The 18,970-nt window shown below is 70.8% G+C and carries 14 protein-coding genes and 1 pseudogene; 10 read left to right on the forward strand and 5 right to left on the reverse strand.

The window, feature by feature from the left end; genetic code table 11:
* Positions 1 to 55: 55 nt before the first annotated feature.
* Both F3T56_RS48655 and F3T56_RS48660 read left to right on the forward strand, forming a co-directional pair.
* A complete protein-coding gene (locus tag F3T56_RS48655; protein WP_246204273.1) occupies positions 56 to 778 on the forward strand; it encodes a hypothetical protein in 723 nt (240 codons plus the stop codon).
* A gap of 5 nt (positions 779 to 783) precedes the next feature.
* On the forward strand, positions 784 to 1,065 hold the full coding sequence (locus F3T56_RS48660; protein WP_246204274.1) for a hypothetical protein: 282 nt from the start codon (positions 784 to 786) through the stop codon (positions 1,063 to 1,065).
* 25 nt (positions 1,066 to 1,090) lie between these two features.
* Here the strand turns inward: F3T56_RS48660 and F3T56_RS37765 are convergent, their stop codons facing one another.
* The gene (locus F3T56_RS37765) at positions 1,091 to 2,119 is read right to left on the reverse strand and encodes an aldo/keto reductase (RefSeq protein ID WP_149829998.1); all 1,029 of its coding nucleotides are present in this window, start codon (positions 2,117 to 2,119) and stop codon (positions 1,091 to 1,093) included.
* 125 nt (positions 2,120 to 2,244) lie between these two features.
* Here F3T56_RS37765 and F3T56_RS37770 point away from each other — a divergent pair, with 125 nt between their 5' ends.
* Complete coding sequence (locus F3T56_RS37770; protein WP_172639328.1) at positions 2,245 to 2,916, forward strand: response regulator; 672 nt, start codon at positions 2,245 to 2,247, stop codon at positions 2,914 to 2,916.
* 115 nt (positions 2,917 to 3,031) lie between these two features.
* Positions 3,032 to 4,222 carry a cytochrome P450 family protein gene (locus F3T56_RS37775; RefSeq protein ID WP_149830000.1) on the forward strand — a complete coding sequence of 397 codons (1,191 nt, stop codon included), beginning with the start codon at positions 3,032 to 3,034 and terminating at the stop codon, positions 4,220 to 4,222.
* Positions 4,223 to 4,253: 31 nt separating this feature from the next.
* On the opposite strand, the gene F3T56_RS37780 is transcribed toward F3T56_RS37775, so the two are convergent.
* Positions 4,254 to 5,264: a Gfo/Idh/MocA family oxidoreductase gene (locus F3T56_RS37780; RefSeq protein ID WP_149830001.1), complete on the reverse strand. Its 1,011-nt coding sequence runs from the start codon at positions 5,262 to 5,264 to the stop codon at positions 4,254 to 4,256.
* A gap of 129 nt (positions 5,265 to 5,393) precedes the next feature.
* Here F3T56_RS37780 and F3T56_RS37785 point away from each other — a divergent pair, with 129 nt between their 5' ends.
* From F3T56_RS37785 to F3T56_RS37805, 5 genes are all read left to right on the forward strand, one after another.
* Positions 5,394 to 6,131, forward strand: a complete 738-nt coding sequence (locus F3T56_RS37785) for a GntR family transcriptional regulator (RefSeq protein ID WP_172639329.1) — start codon at positions 5,394 to 5,396, stop codon at positions 6,129 to 6,131.
* A 164-nt stretch (positions 6,132 to 6,295) separates the two neighbouring features.
* On the forward strand, positions 6,296 to 7,441 hold the full coding sequence (locus F3T56_RS37790; protein WP_149830002.1) for an ROK family glucokinase: 1,146 nt from the start codon (positions 6,296 to 6,298) through the stop codon (positions 7,439 to 7,441).
* A complete protein-coding gene (locus F3T56_RS37795; RefSeq protein WP_149830003.1) occupies positions 7,438 to 8,019 on the forward strand; it encodes a sugar kinase in 582 nt (193 codons plus the stop codon). Before F3T56_RS37790 ends, F3T56_RS37795 begins: the two co-directional genes overlap by 4 nt.
* Before the next feature lie 113 nt (positions 8,020 to 8,132).
* Positions 8,133 to 10,949 carry a DEAD/DEAH box helicase gene (locus F3T56_RS37800; RefSeq protein ID WP_149830004.1) on the forward strand — a complete coding sequence of 939 codons (2,817 nt, stop codon included), beginning with the start codon at positions 8,133 to 8,135 and terminating at the stop codon, positions 10,947 to 10,949.
* Positions 10,950 to 11,026: 77 nt separating this feature from the next.
* Complete coding sequence (locus F3T56_RS37805; RefSeq protein ID WP_149830018.1) at positions 11,027 to 13,210, forward strand: SWIM zinc finger family protein; 2,184 nt, start codon at positions 11,027 to 11,029, stop codon at positions 13,208 to 13,210.
* 548 nt (positions 13,211 to 13,758) lie between these two features.
* On the opposite strand, the gene F3T56_RS37810 is transcribed toward F3T56_RS37805, so the two are convergent.
* Positions 13,759 to 14,724: a restriction endonuclease gene (locus tag F3T56_RS37810; protein ID WP_149830005.1), complete on the reverse strand. Its 966-nt coding sequence runs from the start codon at positions 14,722 to 14,724 to the stop codon at positions 13,759 to 13,761.
* A gap of 389 nt (positions 14,725 to 15,113) precedes the next feature.
* Here F3T56_RS37810 and F3T56_RS37815 point away from each other — a divergent pair, with 389 nt between their 5' ends.
* A complete protein-coding gene (locus F3T56_RS37815) occupies positions 15,114 to 15,713 on the forward strand; it encodes a toll/interleukin-1 receptor domain-containing protein (protein ID WP_149830006.1) in 600 nt (199 codons plus the stop codon).
* A 108-nt stretch (positions 15,714 to 15,821) separates the two neighbouring features.
* On the opposite strand, the gene F3T56_RS48665 is transcribed toward F3T56_RS37815, so the two are convergent.
* Entirely contained in the window at positions 15,822 to 16,904 is a 1,083-nt protein-coding gene (locus tag F3T56_RS48665; RefSeq protein ID WP_246204275.1) for a hypothetical protein, read from the reverse strand.
* 820 nt (positions 16,905 to 17,724) lie between these two features.
* Positions 17,725 to 18,777, reverse strand: a pseudogene (locus F3T56_RS37825) (IS1380 family transposase); the annotation flags it as partial.
* Positions 18,778 to 18,970 lie beyond the last annotated feature (193 nt).

Raw genomic sequence — 18,970 nt, forward strand, 5'->3', positions numbered from 1 at the left:
ACCATCCGACGCGTACGAGCCGTTCGGCACCGAGCGCCTCGGGAGGGACAGCAGCGTGAGTTTCGGGGGACACAATCCGTACCAGCCACCCTGGCCGCCGAACGGAGGACCGTACCCGCCGCCCCCGGGACCGTACGGGCCGCCGCCCCCGGGACCCGACGCACCGCCGCACCCGTACCCGTACCCGTACGTACCGCAGCGGCCCCCCTCCCTGTGGCAGCGGTTGCGGGAGGACGAATGGCCGCCGCTCGGGCAGCTCCTGAGCAGTCCGCGGCTGAACGGGTGTGTGTGGGCGATGGCGGTCCTGTGCGCGTGGCCGCTCGTGGTCGCCGTGCTGGTCGGCTACCCGCTGGCCCGCTCGGCCCGCCGCCCGGCTCGGCGGATCTTCCCCTCCCACGGCCGGAGCCGCGTCCAGGACCCCGAGGCGCGACGGGTGCAGAAGACCCGGGCCTGGACGGCCACCGTCATGTCGCTGCTGATCCTGGCGGCGTACGGCAAACCCGAGGACGTGGACCAGGCGCAGCAGCAGTTCATGCTGCGACTGACCATCACACCCTGGCTGGTGATGCTCAGCGCGCCCGTGGTCGCCGCCGTCCTCTACCGCTGTTCGTCACCGGCCGCGAGACGGGCCATGCGACGCCCGCTGCGCACCGCCGGGAAGTCGGCCCTGTGGTACGTCGGCGCCTTCACCGCGACGCCGCTCCTGGGCTTCGCGATGAAGGCGCCGGCGACGCCCTCAAGGACGACACGGGACCCATCCGTCTGGCGCCGTTCCTGATCACCGTGCCGTTCCTCTGGACGCTGCTGTTCGTCGTCTTCGCCTCCGGCCCCGCCGTGCGCAGCGGCTTCAACACCGCCGAGGTGAACGCCGCGCTCCCGGCGCTGATCACCGGCGTCCTGGTGTGGGAGTTCGCCGCCATCGGCTTCGCCATGGGCGGACTGCCGCCCGGCCCGCCCCTCGTACAGTTCGCCGCACTCCTCGGCGGCCCGGCCTCGGTCACGGCGGTGGCCTGCTGGGAGATCCACCGCCTGCGCACCCGGTACGGGGTACGGCTGCGGGGCTGAGCGGCCGAGCCCGGGCCGGCGCCCGTCACGTCGTACGCGGCACCACCCGCTGCCCCGCCGACCCGTACACCCACGCCGACGCCTCGTCGATGAAGTCGCCGGGGAAGCCGAGGCGGAAGTCGGTGGCCTCCTCCAACCGGGCCAGCAGCTCCTCGGGCAGGACGAGCCGGGCGGCGCCGAGGTTGTCCATGAGCTGCTCGACGCGGCGGGCGCCGAGGATGGGGTGCACGGCGGGGGAGTGGGCCATGGTCCAGGCGATGGCCACCTGCGCCGGGGTGGCGTCGAGTTCGTCGGCGGCGGCCTGCACGGCCTCCGCCACCGCGCGCTCCCGCTCCCCGATCGCCTCGGCGGACAGCCGGGTCGCGGTGCCGGGGGCCACCCCGCCCGGCCGGGTGTACTTGCCGGACAGGATCCCGTTCTGCAGCGGACTCCAGGCCGCGACCGACATCCCGAACGCCTCCGCCATCGGCAACAGTTCACGCTCGACGTCCCGGTTGAGCAGGCTGTACGGGACCTGGAGCGCCGACAGCGGTGACCAACCCCGCCATTCGGCGAGGGTGTTGGCCCGCGAGACCACCCAGGCCGGCGCGTCCGAGATGCCGACGTACAGCACCTTCCCGGACCGTACGGCGTCGTCGAGGGCGCGCATCGTCTCCTCGACCGGAGTGTTCCGGTCCCAGATGTGCACCCAGTAGATGTCGACGTAGTCCGTGCCCAGGCGCCGCAGGCTCGTCTCCAGGGACAGCGCCAGGTTCTTGCGGTGGTTGCCCGCGGCGTTGGGGTCGCTGCCGTCGCGCGAGACGGTGTACTTGGTGGACAGCACGAACCGGTCGCGCCGCCCCTTGAGCAGCTCGCCGACGATCCGCTCGCTCTCCCCGCCGCGGTAGTTGACCGCCGTGTCGATCACATTGCCGCCGGCCTCCGCGTACACGTCGAGGATCCGCGCGCACTCCTCCCGGGGCGCCCCCACCCCGCCCTGTTCCCCGAACGTCATGGCCCCGAGGAACAGCTCGGAGACGCGGAGCCCGGTCCGGCCCAGGAGTCGGTAACGCACCCAAAACCTCCGTCAGTTGACTGCCGTACCGGCCGACACTAACGGGTCGACGCACGACGACGCGGCGGTCCGCGCGACGCGTCATTACCGTAGGGCCCCATGACCGATATCCGAACGGTGGGCCGATGACCCCGATCCGACTGCTCCTCGTCGACGACGATCCCCTCGTGCGCGCCGGACTGTCCCTCATGCTGGGTGGCGCCGACGACATCGAGATCGTGGGCGAGGCCGCCGACGGCGACGAGGTGGACGCCCTCGTCGACCGTACGCGCCCCGACGTCGTCCTCATGGACATCCGGATGCCGACGCTCGACGGCCTCTCCGCCACCGAGCGGCTCCGAGGCCGTGCGGATGCGCCCCAAGTCGTCGTCCTGACCACCTTCCACGCCGACGACCAGGTCGTGCGCGCCCTGCGCGCGGGCGCCGCCGGGTTCGTCCTCAAGGACACCCCGCCCGCCGAGATCGTCGAAGCGGTACGCCGCGTCGCGGTCGGCGACCCCGTCCTCTCACCCGCTGTCACCCGCCAGCTCATGGCCCACGCCGCCGGCACCGCCCCCGACCCCCGCACCACCACCGCACGTTCCCGCGTCGCCGCCCTCAACGACCGCGAACGCGAGGTCGCCGTCGCCGTCGGCCGCGGCGCCTCCAACGCCGAGATCGCCGCCGAACTCTTCATGAGCATCGCCACCGTCAAGACCCACGTCTCCCGCATCCTCGCCAAGCTCGCCCTCAACAACCGCGTACAGATCGCCCTGCTCACGTACGACGCGGGGCTGCTGGAGGACGAGGACCGTTAGACGAGGACTCGTCAGCAGCGCTCGGCGAGGGCTCGGGAGTCGGGGCGGGCGGAAATCGGGGCGTGGGGCGGGCACTTGTGGGTGAGGGCGGGCGTTGTGTGGGTGAGGGGGACTCATGGGGAATGTGGAAGTGAGCGACCTGGGGGCGTACGGGACGCGGTTCACCGAGGACCCGTACCCCGTGTACGCGGAGCTGCGCGCGAAGGGCCCGGTGCACCGGGTGCGGCTTCCGATGCCCGACAAGCAGCACGAGGTGTGGCTCGTGGTCGGCTACGAGGAGGCGCGGGCGGCGCTCGCCGACCCCCGGCTGTCGAAGGACGGCTCCAAGATCGGGATCACGTTTCTCGACGAAGAGCTGATCGGGAAGTATCTGCTGGTCAGCGACCCACCGGACCACACCCGGCTGCGCAAGCTGATAGTCCGGGAGTTCACGCCCCGCCGGGTCGAGCAACTGCGGCCGCGGGTGGAGGAGATCACCGGCTCGCTGCTCGACGCCATGCTGCCGCTCGGCCGTGCCGACCTGGTGGACTCGTTCGCCTACCCGCTGCCGCTCACCGTCATCTGCGAGCTGCTCGGGGTGCCCGAGTTCGACCGGGCGGCGTTCCGCAAGTGGTCGACGGAGACGGTGGCGCCGACCAGCGCGGAGAGCGAGTACGACGCCTTCGTCCAACTCGCCGCGTATCTCGGTGACTTGATCGAGAACAAGCGCTGCTCCCCACCCGCCGACGATCTGCTGAGCGCGCTGATCCGCACGACGGACGAGGACGGTGACCGCCTGTCACCGGACGAGCTGCGCGGCATGGCCTTCATCCTCCTCATCGCCGGCCACGAGACGACGGTCAACCTCATCACCAACGCCGTCCACGCCCTCCTCACCCACCCCGCTCAACTCGCCGAGGTGAGGGCCGACATGAGCCTCCTCGACGCGGTCGTGGAGGAAACGCTGCGCCACGAGGGCCCGGTGGAGAACGCGACGTTCCGCTACGCCGCCGAGCCCCTCGACATCGCCGGTACGTCCGTCGCGGCGGGCGACTCGGTGATGGTCGCCTTGGCCGCCGCCGGCCGCGACGGCACCCGCTTCCCCACCCCGGACCGCTTCGACATCCACCGCGACACCCGCGGCCACCTCGCCTTCGGCCACGGCATCCACTTCTGCCTGGGCGCACCGCTGGCCCGCCTGGAGGCACGCGTCGCCCTGCGCGCACTCCTGACCCGATGCCCCACCCTCACCCTCGACGGCCCACCGGGCGCCTGGCTGCCGGGCATGCTGATACGGGGGGTGCGGAGCCTGCCCGTGCGCTGGTGAATGTCCTCCGCGTCGGTGGCGTCCTCGTGGCTCAGTCGCGTCCGCCCGCGATCTCGCCGACGTTCACCGGTCTCTGCTCCCGGCGGGAAAGCTCGCACGCCTCGGCGACGCGGAGGGCCTGGAGGGCCTCGCGGCCGTCACAGGGGTTGGCCCGCTCACCGCGCACGACCTCGACGAATGCGGCGAACTCGGCCTCGTAGGCGGAGGCGAAGCGCTCCAGGAAACCGGTCCACGGCTTGTCGGCGGGCGGCGGTCCGGTCGGCTCCGCGGACGCGACCGGCGTACGGTCGTCCAGGCCGACCACGACGGTGTCCAGCTCCCCGGCCAGCTCCATGCGCACGTCGTAGCCCGCCCCGTTCACGCGCGCCGCCGTCGCCGTCACCAGGGTGCCGTCCTCCAGCGTCAGTACGGCGGCCGCCGTGTCGAGGTCGTGCGCCTCCCGGAACATCGGATGCCCGACGTCCGACCCGGTGGCGTACACCGAGGCGACCTCACGCCCCGTCACCCACCGTACGATGTCGAAGTCGTGGATCAGACAATCCCGGAAGATCCCGCCGGACCCCGGCAAGTACGCTGCGGGCGGCGGCGCTTGATCCGCCGTCAGCGCCCGTACGGTGTGCAGTCGCCCGAGTCGGCCGGAGCGCACGGCCTCGCGCGCGGTGACGTACCCGGAGTCGAATCGGCGCTGGAAGCCCATCTGCAGCACGGTTCCCGCCGAGTCGACCTCGGTGAGCGCGTTTAAGGTGCCCGGCACATCCACCGCGATGGGTTTCTCGCAGAACACCGGGAGTCCCGAGCGTGCTGCCCGACCGATCAGTTCGCCGTGGGCCGAGGTCGCGGCCGTGATGACCACGGCGTCCACGCCCCAGGTGAAGATCTCATCCACCCCCGGTGCCACCGTCTCGCCCAGGCGATCCGCGAGGTCATGGGCCCGGGCCGGGTCGACATCCGTAATGATCAAGGAGCCGACATCACGGTGACGGCTGAGCGTGGTCGCGTGAATCGTCCCGATCCGACCAGCTCCGATGAGTCCGATGCGCATGGGAAACAAAGTGAGGTCGCACCCGCCGCTGTGTCAATGCTTTGTCCGGACAACCGAACTACGCAACTTCCCGTCACCAGGCACCGGGGCTACGCTCGGCCCGTGCCGAAACCAGATGTGGATCCGACCGTGTCGCTCCAGCTCAGCGTCGACCGCAGCAGCCCGGTCCCGCTCTACTTCCAGCTGTCCCAGCAGCTGGAGGCCGCGATCGAGCACGGCGAGCTCACCCCGGGCAGCTTGCTGGGCAACGAGATCGAGCTGGCCGCACGCCTGGGCCTGTCCCGCCCGACCGTCCGCCAGGCCATCCAGTCCCTGGTCGACAAGGGCCTGCTGGTCCGCCGCCGGGGCGTAGGCACCCAGGTCGTCCACAGCCAGGTCAAGCGCCCCCTGGAGCTCAGCAGCCTCTACGACGACCTGGAGGCCGCCGGCCAGCGCCCCGCCACCCGCGTCCTGGTCAACACCACCGTCGCCGCCTCCGCCGAGGTCGCCGCCGCCCTCGCCGTCGCCGAGGGCAGCGAGGTCCGCCGCATCGAACGCCTCCGCCTCGCCCACGGCGAACCCATGGCCTACCTCTGCAACTACCTCCCCCTCGACCTCCTCGACCTCGACTCCCCCCAACTGGAAGCCACCGGCCTCTACCGCCTCATGCGCACCGCAGGCATCACCCTCCACAGCGCCCGCCAAACAATCGGCGCAAGAGCAGCAACCCCAGAGGAGGCCGACCGCTTGGGAGAACCCGAAAACGCCCCCCTCCTGACCATGCAACGCACCACATTCGACGACACAGGACGAGCAGTCGAATACGGCACCCACATCTACCGAGCGTCGCGCTATTCGTTCGAATTCCAGCTTTTGGTGAGGTCGTAACCTGAAGGCGCTCCCTGTGCTTTTCGGCCGAGGGAGCTCCCAGTTCTTTTAGGGGCGCGGGGAACTGCGCGACAAGCCCCCACTCACCCGCAGTCAAAACTCCACCCATGCCACCCCCAGCCCCACCGGCGCACCAAGCGGAGCGTTAAGGCAGAATCGGGCCGATGAGCACCTACCGCGACTTCACCCACCGCGGCTCCGCGCGGGCCACCGTCCTGCGGACCGTGGGAACGCGCGAGCGCCGCTCCCACCTGACGGCCCCCCGCGTCCCCACCGTCGGCATCGACATCGGCGGCACGAAGGTGATGGCGGGCGTCGTGGACGCCGACGGAAACATCCTGGAGAAGCTCCGCACGGAGACCCCGGACAAGTCCAAGAGCCCCCAGGTCGTCGAGGACACCATCGTCGAGCTGGTCCTGGACCTCTCCGACCGGCACGACGTGCACGCGGTCGGCATCGGCGCGGCCGGCTGGGTTGACGCGGACCGCAACCGTGTCCTGTTCGCCCCCCACCTGTCCTGGCGCAACGAGCCGCTGCGCGACCGCCTCGCCGGCCGCCTCGCCGTGCCCGTCCTGGTCGACAACGACGCCAACGCCGCCGCCTGGGCCGAGTGGCGCTTCGGCGCCGGCCGCGACGAGGACCACCTGGTCATGATCACCCTCGGCACCGGCATCGGCGGCGCGATCCTGGAGGACGGCCAGGTCAAGCGCGGCAAGTTCGGCGTCGCGGGCGAGTTCGGCCATATGCAGGTGGTGCCCGGCGGCCACCGCTGCCCGTGCGGCAACCGCGGCTGCTGGGAGCAGTACAGCTCCGGCAACGCCCTCGTCAGAGAGGCCCGCGAGCTGGCCGCCGCCGACTCCCCGGTGGCGTACGGGATCATCGAGCACGTCAAGGGCAACATCGGCGACATCACGGGGCCGATGATCACGGAGCTCGCCCGCGAGGGCGACGCGATGTGCATCGAGCTGCTCCAGGACATCGGCCAGTGGCTCGGCGTCGGCATCGCCAACCTGGCCGCCGCCCTCGACCCGTCCTGCTTCGTCATCGGCGGCGGCGTCTCGGCCGCCGACGACCTGCTGATCGCTCCGGCGCGGGACGCGTTCAAGCGCCAGCTCACCGGCCGCGGCTACCGCCCCGAGGCCCGTATCGCCCGCGCCCAGCTCGGCCCCGAGGCCGGCATGGTCGGCGCCGCCGACCTCGCCCGCCTCGTGGCCCGCCGTTTCCGCCGCGCCAACCGGCGCCGGGTGGAGCGCTACGAGCGTTACGCGCGGTACGTGGAGGCCCGCCGCACCACCCAGGACTCCGCATGACCGCCGCCCTGCCGCACCAGAGCGCGTCCCCGGAGGAACCCGAGCGGCCCCCCGAGGACCGCCGCCACAAGATCCGCCGCAGGGCGCTCACCCTGGCGATCATCGTGCTGCTCATCGGCGTACCGGCCGGTTACCTGGTGATCTCCGCCAATCAGAGCCGGGACAGCGGCAAGGACAAGGAGGCGAAGTACTCGGCGACCGGCCTCACCGCGCACTGGCCCTCCCGGGTCCAGCAGCGCATCTACCAGGTGCCGATCCCGCCGTACTCGAAGCATGTCGCGTACTACGAGACGAACAACTGGAAGACCAGCCGTCTGTACGTGCAGTTCTATACGAGCAACGAGGGCCTGGAGCGCTTCCTCAACCAGATCGGCGTCAGCACGGACGACCTGGAGGAGGACGAGATCGCCATCAACTCCCGCGACCGGGGCATCGTCGGCTGGAAGTTCACCGGCGCCGGCCCCTGGTACGGCCTCGTCCACGAGCAGCAGAACCCCGCGCCCACCCATGACATCGTCGTGAACCGGTCGAACCCGGACCATCCGATGGTGTACCTGGTCTCGCGGACAGTGCCCTGACCTGGGCACGAACGGGACGAGGGCCGATTGTCAGACCCCGCCCGTAGAGTCGGAGACAGCTGATCAGGTCCTCAGTGGCTCATCCGACTCAAGGGCGGGAGGTGACCGGACGTATGCGAGACATGGCTGTTCCCGAGGCCGACACAGCTGTTCCCGTGCGGCTGGCTGCCGTATTCCTGCCCTCCCCGCTGCCCCGCCACGGCCGGGTCGCCTTCTGGGACCCGGAGGGCGGGGCGCCACCTTCGGATACCACCGAGGACCTCACTGTCGCACGACGACATGGCTCCGGAGTCCGCAGAGGCATCGTCCCCGCCGTGACCCTGCCCATCGGTGAGGCCTTGCCACTGCTGGCCGGGGCCCGGCGCGATCCGGCCGCGCACCCTGCCACGGCCTGCTGGGGTGCCGCCGCTCTGCACGCGCTGCGGCTCGTGGCCCGGGGGCGGCTGCTGCCGGGGCTGACCGCCGAGGGCTTCGACGCCTGGCGGGCGGGACCGCTCGACCCCGACGACATCGCGCACCTCAGGGCCGTCGCCGCAGCCCTGCCGTACGAGGGCCACGCCGTGCCGCTGCCCGGCAAGGGTCCCCTCCGGCTGCCCGAGCCGGAAGCGCTGATGCGGTCCTTCCTGGACGCGGTCGCCGACACACTCCCGCGCGGCCCGGCGGCGCCGTACGTCTCCGGGAAACCGTTCGCGGCGAGCGCCGGACAGCGGCTGCCCGCCGCGCGCGACTGGGCGGCCGAGGTCGCCGCGGGCATGGACGCGGGCGTACGGATCTCCCTGCGGCTCGACCTGTCGGCATACGACCTGTTCGACGACAGCGAGGGCGGGCGACGGGCGGGCGCCGCCGTGGTGCAGGTGCACAGCCTCGCTGACCCGACGATCGTCGTCGACGCGGCCGCGCTGTGGGCCGGGGACGCGGACGCGGCATTCGGTCCCCGCGCCCGCGTGGACGCGGCCCTGGCCGTACGGCGCGCGGCCCGGGTCTGGCCACCGCTGGACCGGCTCTCCGAGCAGGACGTGCCCGATGTCCTCGCCCTCTCCGAGGAGGAGCTCTCCGACCTGCTGGGCGTCGCCGCGACCCGGCTCGGCGCGGCCGGGGTCGCCGTGCACTGGCCCCGGGACCTGGCCCACGACCTGAGCGCCCGGGCCGAGGTGCGCCCGGCGCCCGGTTCGGCCACGGACGGCACCGGCTTCTTCGACAGCGAGGAACTGCTCCGGTTCCGCTGGCAGTTGGCGATCGGCGGCGACCCGCTCACCGAGGCCGAGATGGACACCCTCGCCGAGGCCCACCGCCCGGTCGTCCGCCTGCGCGACCAGTGGGTCCTCGTCGACCCGGCCCTCGTCCGCAAGGCCCGCAAACGTGAACTGGGCCTGCTCGACCCGGTGGACGCCCTGTCCGTGGCCCTCACCGGCACCGCCGAGGTCGACGGGGAGACGGTGGAGGCGGTGCCGGCCGGCGCGCTGGCCGCACTGCGGGACCGCCTGACGGCCGGCATCGGCACGGTGGACCCGCCGCCGGGCCTCGCCGCCACCCTCCGCGACTACCAACTCCGGGGCCTGGCCTGGCTGGACCTCATGACCTCCCTCGGCCTCGGCGGCTGCCTCGCCGACGACATGGGCCTCGGCAAGACGATCACGGTCATCGCCCTGCACCTGCGCCGGTCCCGGCCCCAGCCCACGCTGGTCGTCTGCCCCGCGTCCCTGCTGGGCAACTGGCAGCGGGAGATCACCCGTTTCGCCCCCGGCGTGCCCGTACGCCGCTTCCACGGCCCCGACCGCACCCTGGAGAGCCTCGACGGCGGCTTCGTCCTCACCACGTACGGCACGATGCGCTCGACGGCACCCCGGCTCGCCCAGCAGGAGTGGGGCATGGTCGTCGCCGACGAGGCCCAGCACGTCAAGAACCCCTACTCGGCGACGGCGAAAGCCCTGCGCACGATCCCGACACCGGCGCGCGTGGCCCTCACCGGCACCCCGGTCGAGAACAACCTCTCCGAGCTCTGGGCCCTGCTCGACTGGACGACCCCGGGGCTCCTCGGCCCCCTGAAGTCCTTCCGGGCGCGCCACGCCCGCGCCGTGGAGAACGGCGAGGACGAGGAGGCCGTGACCCGTCTCGCCCGCCTGGTCCGCCCCTTCCTCCTCCGCCGCAAGAAGTCCGACCCGGGCATCGTCCCCGAACTCCCGCCCAAGACCGAGACCGACCACCCCGTCCCGCTCACCCGCGAACAGGCCGCGCTGTACGAGGCGGTGGTGCGCGAGTCCCTGCTGGCCATCGAGACGGCGGAGGGGATCGCCCGCCGGGGGTTGGTCCTGAAACTCCTGGGCGCCCTGAAGCAGATCTGCGACCACCCGGCGCTGTATCTGAAGGAGGAGGCCGCCGGCACGGGAGACCGCCTGGCCGCCCGCTCCGGCAAACTCGCCCTGTTGGACGAGCTGTTGGACACCTTGTTGTCCGAGGACGGCTCGGCGCTGGTCTTCACCCAGTACGTCGGCATGGCCCGGCTGATCACCGCGCACCTCGCCGCACGCGCCGTCCCGGTCGAGCTGCTGCACGGCGGTACGCCGGTCAAGGACCGCGAAACGATGGTGGACCGCTTCCAGAGCGGAGCGACACCGGTACTGGTCCTCTCCCTGAAGGCGGCGGGCACGGGCCTGAACCTCACCCGCGCCGGCCACGTCGTCCACTTCGACCGCTGGTGGAACCCCGCCGTCGAGGAACAGGCCACCGACCGCGCCTACCGCATCGGCCAGACCCAGCCAGTCCAGGTCCACCGCCTCATCACCGAGGGCACCATCGAGGACCGCATCGCCGAAATGCTGGAATCCAAGCGAGCCCTCTCCGAAGCCGTCCTCGGCTCCGGCGAAGCCGCCCTCACAGAACTGACCGACCGCGAGCTGACGGACCTGGTGTCGTTGCGGAGGTCGACGTGAGCGGGGTCGAGAAGGAGCCGGGAGCCGTGGAGGGCACGGCTGGGGAGGCGACGCGCGAGGGAAGGGCAGATGCGGGCGTGCCGGACTCCGGTGCCGGGGCACGTCCCGCCGACGCGGCTCGCCAGGCGTTGCGTGCGGCGCGGGAACAGGGGCGGGGAGGGCCGGAGGGCGCCGACCGCCGGGACCCGGCTTCGACGCCGCCTGTCGGTGTGGCCCGGGTTCGCGGGGCGGGCCGCCCGGGTGATGTGGCGCGGGAGGCGTTGCGGAGGGCCGTGGAGTCCAAGGCGGCCGGTTCCGAGGAGCCGGTGGGCGAGGGTGTTCCCGCCGAGCCGACGGGCATCCGAGCCGGGGAGGGTGCCCCGCCCGGTGCACCGTTGCCTTCCCGGTCCGGCGCCCGCCCCGGGGACATCGCCCGGGAGGCCTTGCGGGTCGCGCGCGACGCGGCCGAGCGGGCTCGAACGGAGGCCGAGAACGCCGAGGACAAGGAACCCAAGACCGCCCGCCGAGCCGCCGGTTCGCCGCCGCCCCGCTCCTGGGCACGGCAGGGCACGCCGGGCGGCAGCCCGGGCCGCACCGGGGGACATCGGGCCCGTGACGTCCGCGAACTGCTCGCCGGTGCCTTCGAGTTGCCCTCCGAGGGGCCTGCGCCCGACGAGTCGACGCACGACATGGCCTCCGCCCGGCCCACGTCCACCGAGCAGCCGGACACCGGCGGCGCGCCGACGCCGACCCACGACCTCACCAGCCATGCCTCCGCCTCAGAGGGCCCCGCCCCCGACGCCTCCGACGGCCCCACCCACGCCTCCGAGAGCCACGACCCGGAGGCCCTCGACCCCGCGCCCCATGGCCACCCCATGCCCGACCACTCCACTGGCGCGGCGGCCGAAGTCACCCCCCGCGTCCCCCGGACCATGGCCGCCCCCTCCCTCCCCCACTCTCGACTTCGCTCGAGCGGGGGGACCCCCATCGGGGAGCTGCGTCGTACGTTCCCGGCATTCCCGCCGCGCCCCTCGGCCGAGGGCGAGGGAGGGTTCGCGGAGAGTTGGTGGGGCAATGCGTGGGTCGCGGCTCTGGAAGAGGGCGCCCTGGATGCGGCTCGGCTCGCACGGGGGCGGGCGTATGCCGACAAGGGGCACGTGGACGCGATCACCGTGACGCCCGGGTTGGTGCTGGCGTACGTGCACGGAAGCCGTCCCCGGCCGTACCGGGTGCAGCTACGGCTGCGCACGCTGGACGACGACGAATGGGACCGCTTCCTCGACGCGGCGGCCGAACGACCGGCACACATAGCCGCACTGCTGGACAAAAAGATGCCCGAGGCCCTCGCCGGAGCCGGAGCCGGAGCCGGCACCGGACGCGGCACCGGCACCCCACGCGCCGTACGCCTGCTGCCCGGCCCCGGTGAGCTCGACCCCCGTTGCAGCTGCCCCGACTTCGGGCACCCCTGCAAGCACGCGGCGGCGTTGTGCTATCAGACCGCGCGGCTGCTGGACGAGGACCCGTTCGTGTTGCTGCTTCTGCGGGGCCGGGGCGAGCGGGAGTTGCTCGACGCGCTGTCCCGGCGCAACGCCGCCCGTGCGGCCCGCCCCGCCCAGGAGCAGGAGCCCGCACCGCTCCCCGGCGTCCGGGCCCGTGACGCGCTCGCCCCACGCACGCTCCCACCGTTGCCCGTGCCGCTGCCCCCGCCGCCGCATCCGGAGCAGCCGCCGGTCTATCCGGGCGCGCCGGGTGGCCCGGACCCGTTCGCGCTGGACCAGCTGGCCACCGACGCGGCCGCCCGCGCGCACGCGCTGCTCACCACCGGACGCGATCCGGTGGCCGAGCTGACGCTCTGGCAGGACGCGGTACGGCTGGCCGCCGCCCGCCCCGGCTCCGGTCTCACCGCCACGACCCGCGCGCTGTACTCCTCCCTGGCCGCCGCCACCGGCCGCACCCCGGCCGATCTGGCCAGGGCCGTCGCCGCCTGGCGTCAGGGTGGCCTCGAAGGGCTCGCCGTCCTGGAGGAGCCCTGGGACCCACCGGCGGGCCGTTTCGACCGCGCCCGCCCCCTGCTCCTCGCCGCCGACCTCCCGGCGTTCCGGCCCTGGCGCAACCACCTCACCCACCCGCACGGCCATGTCCAGCTCCGCCTGGGCCGCGACGGGCTGTGGTACGCCTACGAGTCCGAGCCGGGCCACGACGACTGGTGGCCGAGAGGCACCCCGGACCTCGACCCGGTGGGCGCACTCACCGGCATAGGCACCACCACCGACGACCTCTGACCACCGCCGCACCCCGAAGCCGACGACACGCGACACGCGGGGACGCCTGTTCGACTACTTGATTCGCCCTCCGATGCCGACGCCGCCGCCCCGTCGTGACCTGCGCTTCGGTGAAGAGGATGTGAGAGTTGCCCGCTGATGTTCGGGAGCCGTCTGGGCGGATTCGGGGCCCTGGGGCGGAGCACCAAGGAAGGGACGTTAGCGTGGAGCGGTGAGTGAGACGACGACCCCCGCCCTCCAGTACCGCTTCGACGGGCCGGACGACGCCCCGGTCCTGATCCTCGGGCCCTCGCTCGGCACGACGTGGCACATGTCGTAGAAGCCGTCTCTGGGCGTCCAGCTGGTCCAGGACGGTCGCGTAAGTCCAGGTCGGAGCCCTGTGACACGCAAGCGTCCATGGGGCTCGTGACACGGACGTGACAGAAGACGCGCAGCGGATCCCCTGTGTGCAGCGACGGTATTGGGGGAGCGCCTTGCCATCGGTATTGGGCGAACGACTGCCTGGCTGGACGCTGTGCGCTTGAGTGTTCTGATGGTGCGTAGGGTGCTCAGAAATCGGAGCCCAGCAGGGCGAGAGGACGACGTTCGAGCTGCGCGAAGCGGACCTTTTCGCGCAGCCAGGCCGCAACATCACCTTGCCGTTCGAGCAGGAGAACGAGCTCCCGGAGTTCGCCCAGGACGATCACTCGCTGGTTCAGTGCGCGTTCGCTCTCTTCGATGGCCGGCCCGGTGAAGCCAGATGCAGAAATGAATAGGGCGCGGACTTCCGAGCGCCCGTACACCCGTACCAGGTGGCGGCTCATTGCGTTGATCTCGACAGGCTCACCCCACCACTTGATCTCTACGAGGTACGCGGATCCGTCGACTTCGAGGGCGCCGTCGATCTGTTCAACGGGATGCCCCTCCTCGCTGCGCAGCGTGAAGGATTCCCTGATCAAGATGCCTTCGGTCGCGAACAGGTCGTTGAGCACACCTTCCAGGGCGGTGCCTCGCTTTCTCGGGTCGTCTTCGTTGAACAGATCGTTGAGTCGGTCTCGGAGTGCTTGAAACCTTGCCTTCCGTCGAGCAAGGCGCTCAAGCTCGCTTGTGCGTGCTTTGATGCGAGCTGCTCGCTCTTCATCATGCGCCTGGCTCATCCGCGTGAATGAGTCCTTGACGTTCACGAGTCGTCGCACGCTTGCTTGTAGCCCCTGGGCCGGGAGACGGTCGTCCGGCCACAGTGTGGAGAAGTCCTCGAATTCGATCGCTCGTTTGAGGATCTCCCTGCGAACGCCCAAGCCTGCATCGCCCTGTTCATTGATCCGGCTGAGCACGGCACGAACGATCTTGTACTTGCTGACTGCTGACTTGTCCGCGGCGAGCTGCTGTCGATGGGGCGCGAGCAGGTCTTCGCTGACGCCAGCGCCCCGCAAGAATCCAAGGACCCCTTCTTTGCTCCGGTTGAGCCGGGGCACCAGTTCGATCAGCAGGTCCAAAAGCTCAGGCGGCCAGTGGTAGGCGTCGTTGTGGGCCACTCGTCATCTGCACCTTCCGCGCGGGAGCCGCTCTCCGGGGTGCTTCGATCTGGACGATGTCCGAACGGCGCAACCCTATGAACCTGATTGTGCAGCGGCTGCCGCTGCTTGAGACCGGGTTTCGCGGGATGCGCGGCATGAGGTGGTGCGGAGATCTCTGATGGCGCCTCTCGGTAGGCTGGAAGACTTCTTGGACCCACTGGCAGCTTCAGACTGGCCGAGCCGGGGGACTGGCCCTACTGCAGCGGTTGGGTCGGGTGGTGTCCAGCTCGCGTTCCTTCACGTCCCGGACGGTGAGGTCGACTGCGCGGGCGACGAGCCAGACGCACGATCTCGTCAGTTTGACGATTTCCCCTATCTGGTGGAGCCCCCGATGGGAGGCTGTGTTCATGCACGCCTTCATCTCTCACAACCACCGCGACAAGCCCCAAGTGACGCCACTTGCCGCCCGATTGCGGCTGCTCGGCGTGGACGTCTGGCTTGATTCATGGAAGATCCGACCTGGGGATCGGATCCCCGGCAAGATCAACGAGGCGCTGGGGCTCGTAGACACCGTCATGGTCTTCTGGTCCGCCAACTCTTCGAAGTCCCCTTGGGTGAACACAGAGTGGGAGGCCGCCCTCACACGGCGACTGAGGGATGACTCTGTCCGCGTCATCCCGGTTGTCCTCGACGACACCCCGCTTCCGCCGCTCCTTGAGCCGATCATGTGGGTTTCCATGGTTGACGGTGATGTCGATCGAGCTGCTCGGGAACTCGTAGGTGTGGACTCCCAAGCAGAACTCGTGAAGACGATGCAGCGGACCGTTGAGGAGTCCGGACTGGAGTACAGGTACTTCCATGGGTTCGGCGTCATCGTTGGCTGTCCCCGGTGCGGAGCTCCAAGTTCGAAGTTGGAAGGCTGGAGCGCCGTTGATCACGTCCGAGACGACATGTACGCGGGAGTTCGTTGTACTGAATGTGGTTGGGACGAGGGCGGCGAAGTCTGACTACACCGCGCGCACCACACAGAGTTTCGTCGGGGCTAACCCGCCGTGGCGTTGGCCCTCGTCATAGGGGCAGTCGTGACGCGGGGTGGGTGGCAGGTGGGTGTCGTGTCAGGGGCTGTAGGGGCTCCAGTGCCCGAGGAAGGGCCTGAGGTCGTCGGCTCGTGGTTCGGGGATGTCGGGCAGTCGGGGTGGTGTGTGTAATGGGTCGAGGCGCTCGACGGTGGATGCTGCCCAGCTGATCCATGCTTCGGCTTCGGTTCTGGTCTGCCCCGGGGTCATGGCCTCGACTCGCGTGCGTACGGCGCTCAAGTACTCCGTCAGTCCGGTGGCGTGGCGCCATGCCACTTCCTGCGCTTCAAAGTGTCTGAAGCGGTACGCCTCGGCGTACCGGATGCGGGCGTCTTCCATGGCGGCTTCCCAGCGGATGCGCTTCTGGCGTGCGGCTTCGATCTCGTCGCGACGTCTGCGTTCGGCGGCTTCGCCGCGGAGGGTGACCTCCTGTGCCATCTCGGCGAGCTGGTCTTCGAGGGGGTGGCCGGGGGCGTCGGACCATTCGCTTGCCCGGTGCGGTTGGCCGCCGCTGAGGACGAAGCGGAGGCGTTCGGATGGGGTGTAGTCGAAGCGGGGGATCCTGATCCAGGAGTGCTTCTTGGCGTCGGCGAGTTCCTTCTCGGTGGCGACGTGCTCGGTCCGGTCCTGTTCCTGGAGGACGAGGAACCCCACGGTCTGGCCCTGTGCGTTGATGGTGAAGTGGGGAGACGCTCTGCGGCGGCGATGCGACGGGGGCGCGAAGCCGGTCGCTCCCGCCGAACTGGAGTGTCCTTCGGCCTCGGCAGCGGTGATCAGCGCCTGGATGAGCCGGAGAGCGCGTCCTTGGACGGGCCTGGTCAGGCCCAGCGGCTGTTGTTCGTTCTGCATGGCCCGGATCACGGTGTGCGGGCGGGTGAGCCGGGCAGGCACGGGGACGGGTTCGAGGACGGCAAGGCGCCAGGCGGGGATGTCGACGAGCTTGATCTCGTACCCGCCTCGGCACCAACCCCCGTACAGCTCCTTCGTCTCCGGAATCCTTCCGGATCTGCGCGCCGCGGCGATCCGGGACGGCCACTTCTCGGAGTCCGGACCGCTGCCGGGCTTGACGATCTGGCCGCCTGCCTCCGCGAGCTCTTGCAGCAGCTGCTCCGTGAATGTCACGCGACGCTGTGGAGGAGGGCTTGGCTTTCGCGCGGAGGCCGGAGTTTCCTGCGCTCGGGGGGACGGGGGTTGCGGAGCGGCGGCCTGGGCCTTCCGTGGGCGCGATCCACGGGGAGAGTATGTGCCTTGCGCCAGGTAGTGCCGGCCGGCGCTCGTCAGGGCGACGCTCCACTGCCCACCCTTCCGGGAGACCAGGACCAGGCCGCGGTTCTGCAGTGCCTGACAGGTGGTCTTGTAGGAGCTGGTCTCCCAAACGCCGGCAGGACACCCGTCTTCCACCCACTTCAGCACCGAGAGTTGCCGCTCATTGACCTGCCGTTCCAATGGCCCGCCTTCGACTCGAGGTTGACGTACGACGGCGGCATGGTGTCAGTTCCGTTTTGTCAGCGGCGGGTGGTTCGAAACCATTTCGCTCGAATGAGCGAAGGCTGACGTGGACCGTGTCTACGCGGCGATGGCGCGTATCGCCGACCGGTGCGCGGCCGGGTCTTCGCCGAAGGGAGCGATGAGCTGCCATTGTGCGGGCGAACTGGGTGTCCGTGCGGCGGCGATCTTCGCCATTGCCGCCAGCTCGGTCTCCGTGCGCTGCTGGCGAGCCAGCCCGGTGGCTTCGGTCGGGGCCTTCAGTCGCTGAGCTTCGCGCGCAAGCGTTCGTTCTCCTTCTCGAGGGTCTTAACCTGCCCGTTTCAGTTGGGTCGGCTGAGCTGGGCTGACTATGGTGGACCGTGGCTGTCGGTGGGTGGGCATGCCTGGGGCCCGGCGCTCGGGTCGGGTGCTCCGGGTTCCTCGGGTTGTGGGTGGGCAGGGGCGGCGCTGTTGGTCAGGTGGCTGGCCGCGGCAGGGCCGCGAGGCAGGCGAAAGCGTTCGCCAGCTCATGCCGCCAAGGCCAGGTGGCGGCGATCCGCAGGTGGAGGCGGCGGCCGCCGCGGGTGATGCGGGCGGCGGCGTGCAGCAGCCGGTAGCGGAGCTTCTTCGGCTCGGCAGCCGCGAGTTCGCCGTCCAGCAGCAGGGCGCGGGTCCAGGCGAGCAGGTCGATTGCGGTCAGGGACAGCTCGAGCCAGGCCGCGTTTACCTGGAAAAGCCGGGAGGGAAAGCGGTCGAAGCCGGTGGCTTTGCCGCAGCGGATGCGGTCCTGGACGCGGGCGTGCGCGCGGTGGCGGACCTCGAGGTGCTGGATGGATCCGCCGCCCGCGATGGGGGTGTCGGTGAGGAAGACCTGGTGGCGCATGCCCTCGTCGAGGTCGAACAGGGAGAGCTGGGCGCCGGGATGCGGGCGCTCACGTCGCACGATGACGCGGGTGCCGTCGGGGTATCCGGCCAGGTCGATCATGCCGGTCAGTTCGGCGACTTCGGCTGAGCCGCGCAGGGAGCCGTCCTGTTCCAGGGCCGGGTGCCAGGTTCGGCCGGGCAGGGCCCGGATCGCGTGGCGGACCGGTTCGGTGACGGGGTGTCCGACGGAGAAGAAGGTCTGGATGCCGCGAGCCCGCAGGTTTCGCAGGTGGGTCAGGAACGCTTTGGTACCTCCGGCGCTGTCGGTGCGGATGAGGATGTCGGTGCCGTGGCGATGGGCATCGGGGATCTGTGCGAGGGCGGCGTTCAGGACGGTGATGTGGTCGCTCGCGGTGTTCGCTCCGGCGTTGCCCGGCCGCAGCAGGCCGGGCAGAGCCTCGCCGGTGTTGTCCAGGAAGCACAGCAGCGGATGGAAGCCGAAGCCGTGTTTATAGGTGGCGGCTGCCTGTTCCTTCTCGGAGTGGCAGGTGACGAGGGTGGCGTCGAGGTCCAGAACCAGGCCGGGCAGGTCGCGTCCGCCCGCGCGGGAGCTCGGTGTCCCGCGCCGGGTCTCGGCGGCCTGCAGCCAGTGACACGACTGCGCACTCGGCTCACCGGGCTGCCGAAAGCCGTCACCGCGATGATCGCGGTCCTCGTCCGACGCCGGGAAGATCAACGGGCCGTCGGGTAGGTCGTCTTGGGGCGCGGCCGTTGTCAGAGAGGGTGGCTACTGTCCGGCGCATGCCGAAGAAGAGGAAGAAGAAGCCGTCGTCGCGGGCCCGGCGCACTGGCGAGGT

It is taken from the genome of Streptomyces tailanensis (genome assembly GCF_008386495.1).
GTDB lineage: Bacteria > Actinomycetota > Actinomycetes > Streptomycetales > Streptomycetaceae > Streptomyces > Streptomyces tailanensis.

What these genes read in the sequence shown, in the direction of transcription:
- F3T56_RS37780 (WP_149830001.1), bottom strand. Translation starts at nt 5,264, where the DNA reads ATGCGCATCGGACTCATCGGAGCTGGTCGGATCGGGACGATTCACGCG.
- F3T56_RS37770 (WP_172639328.1), top strand. Translation starts at nt 2,245, where the DNA reads ATGACCCCGATCCGACTGCTCCTCGTCGACGACGATCCCCTCGTGCGC.
- F3T56_RS37790 (WP_149830002.1), top strand. Translation starts at nt 6,296, where the DNA reads ATGAGCACCTACCGCGACTTCACCCACCGCGGCTCCGCGCGGGCCACC.
- F3T56_RS37795 (WP_149830003.1), top strand. Translation starts at nt 7,438, where the DNA reads ATGACCGCCGCCCTGCCGCACCAGAGCGCGTCCCCGGAGGAACCCGAG.
- F3T56_RS37775 (WP_149830000.1), top strand. Translation starts at nt 3,032, where the DNA reads ATGGGGAATGTGGAAGTGAGCGACCTGGGGGCGTACGGGACGCGGTTC.
- F3T56_RS37800 (WP_149830004.1), top strand. Translation starts at nt 8,133, where the DNA reads ATGCGAGACATGGCTGTTCCCGAGGCCGACACAGCTGTTCCCGTGCGG.
- F3T56_RS37815 (WP_149830006.1), top strand. Translation starts at nt 15,114, where the DNA reads ATGCACGCCTTCATCTCTCACAACCACCGCGACAAGCCCCAAGTGACG.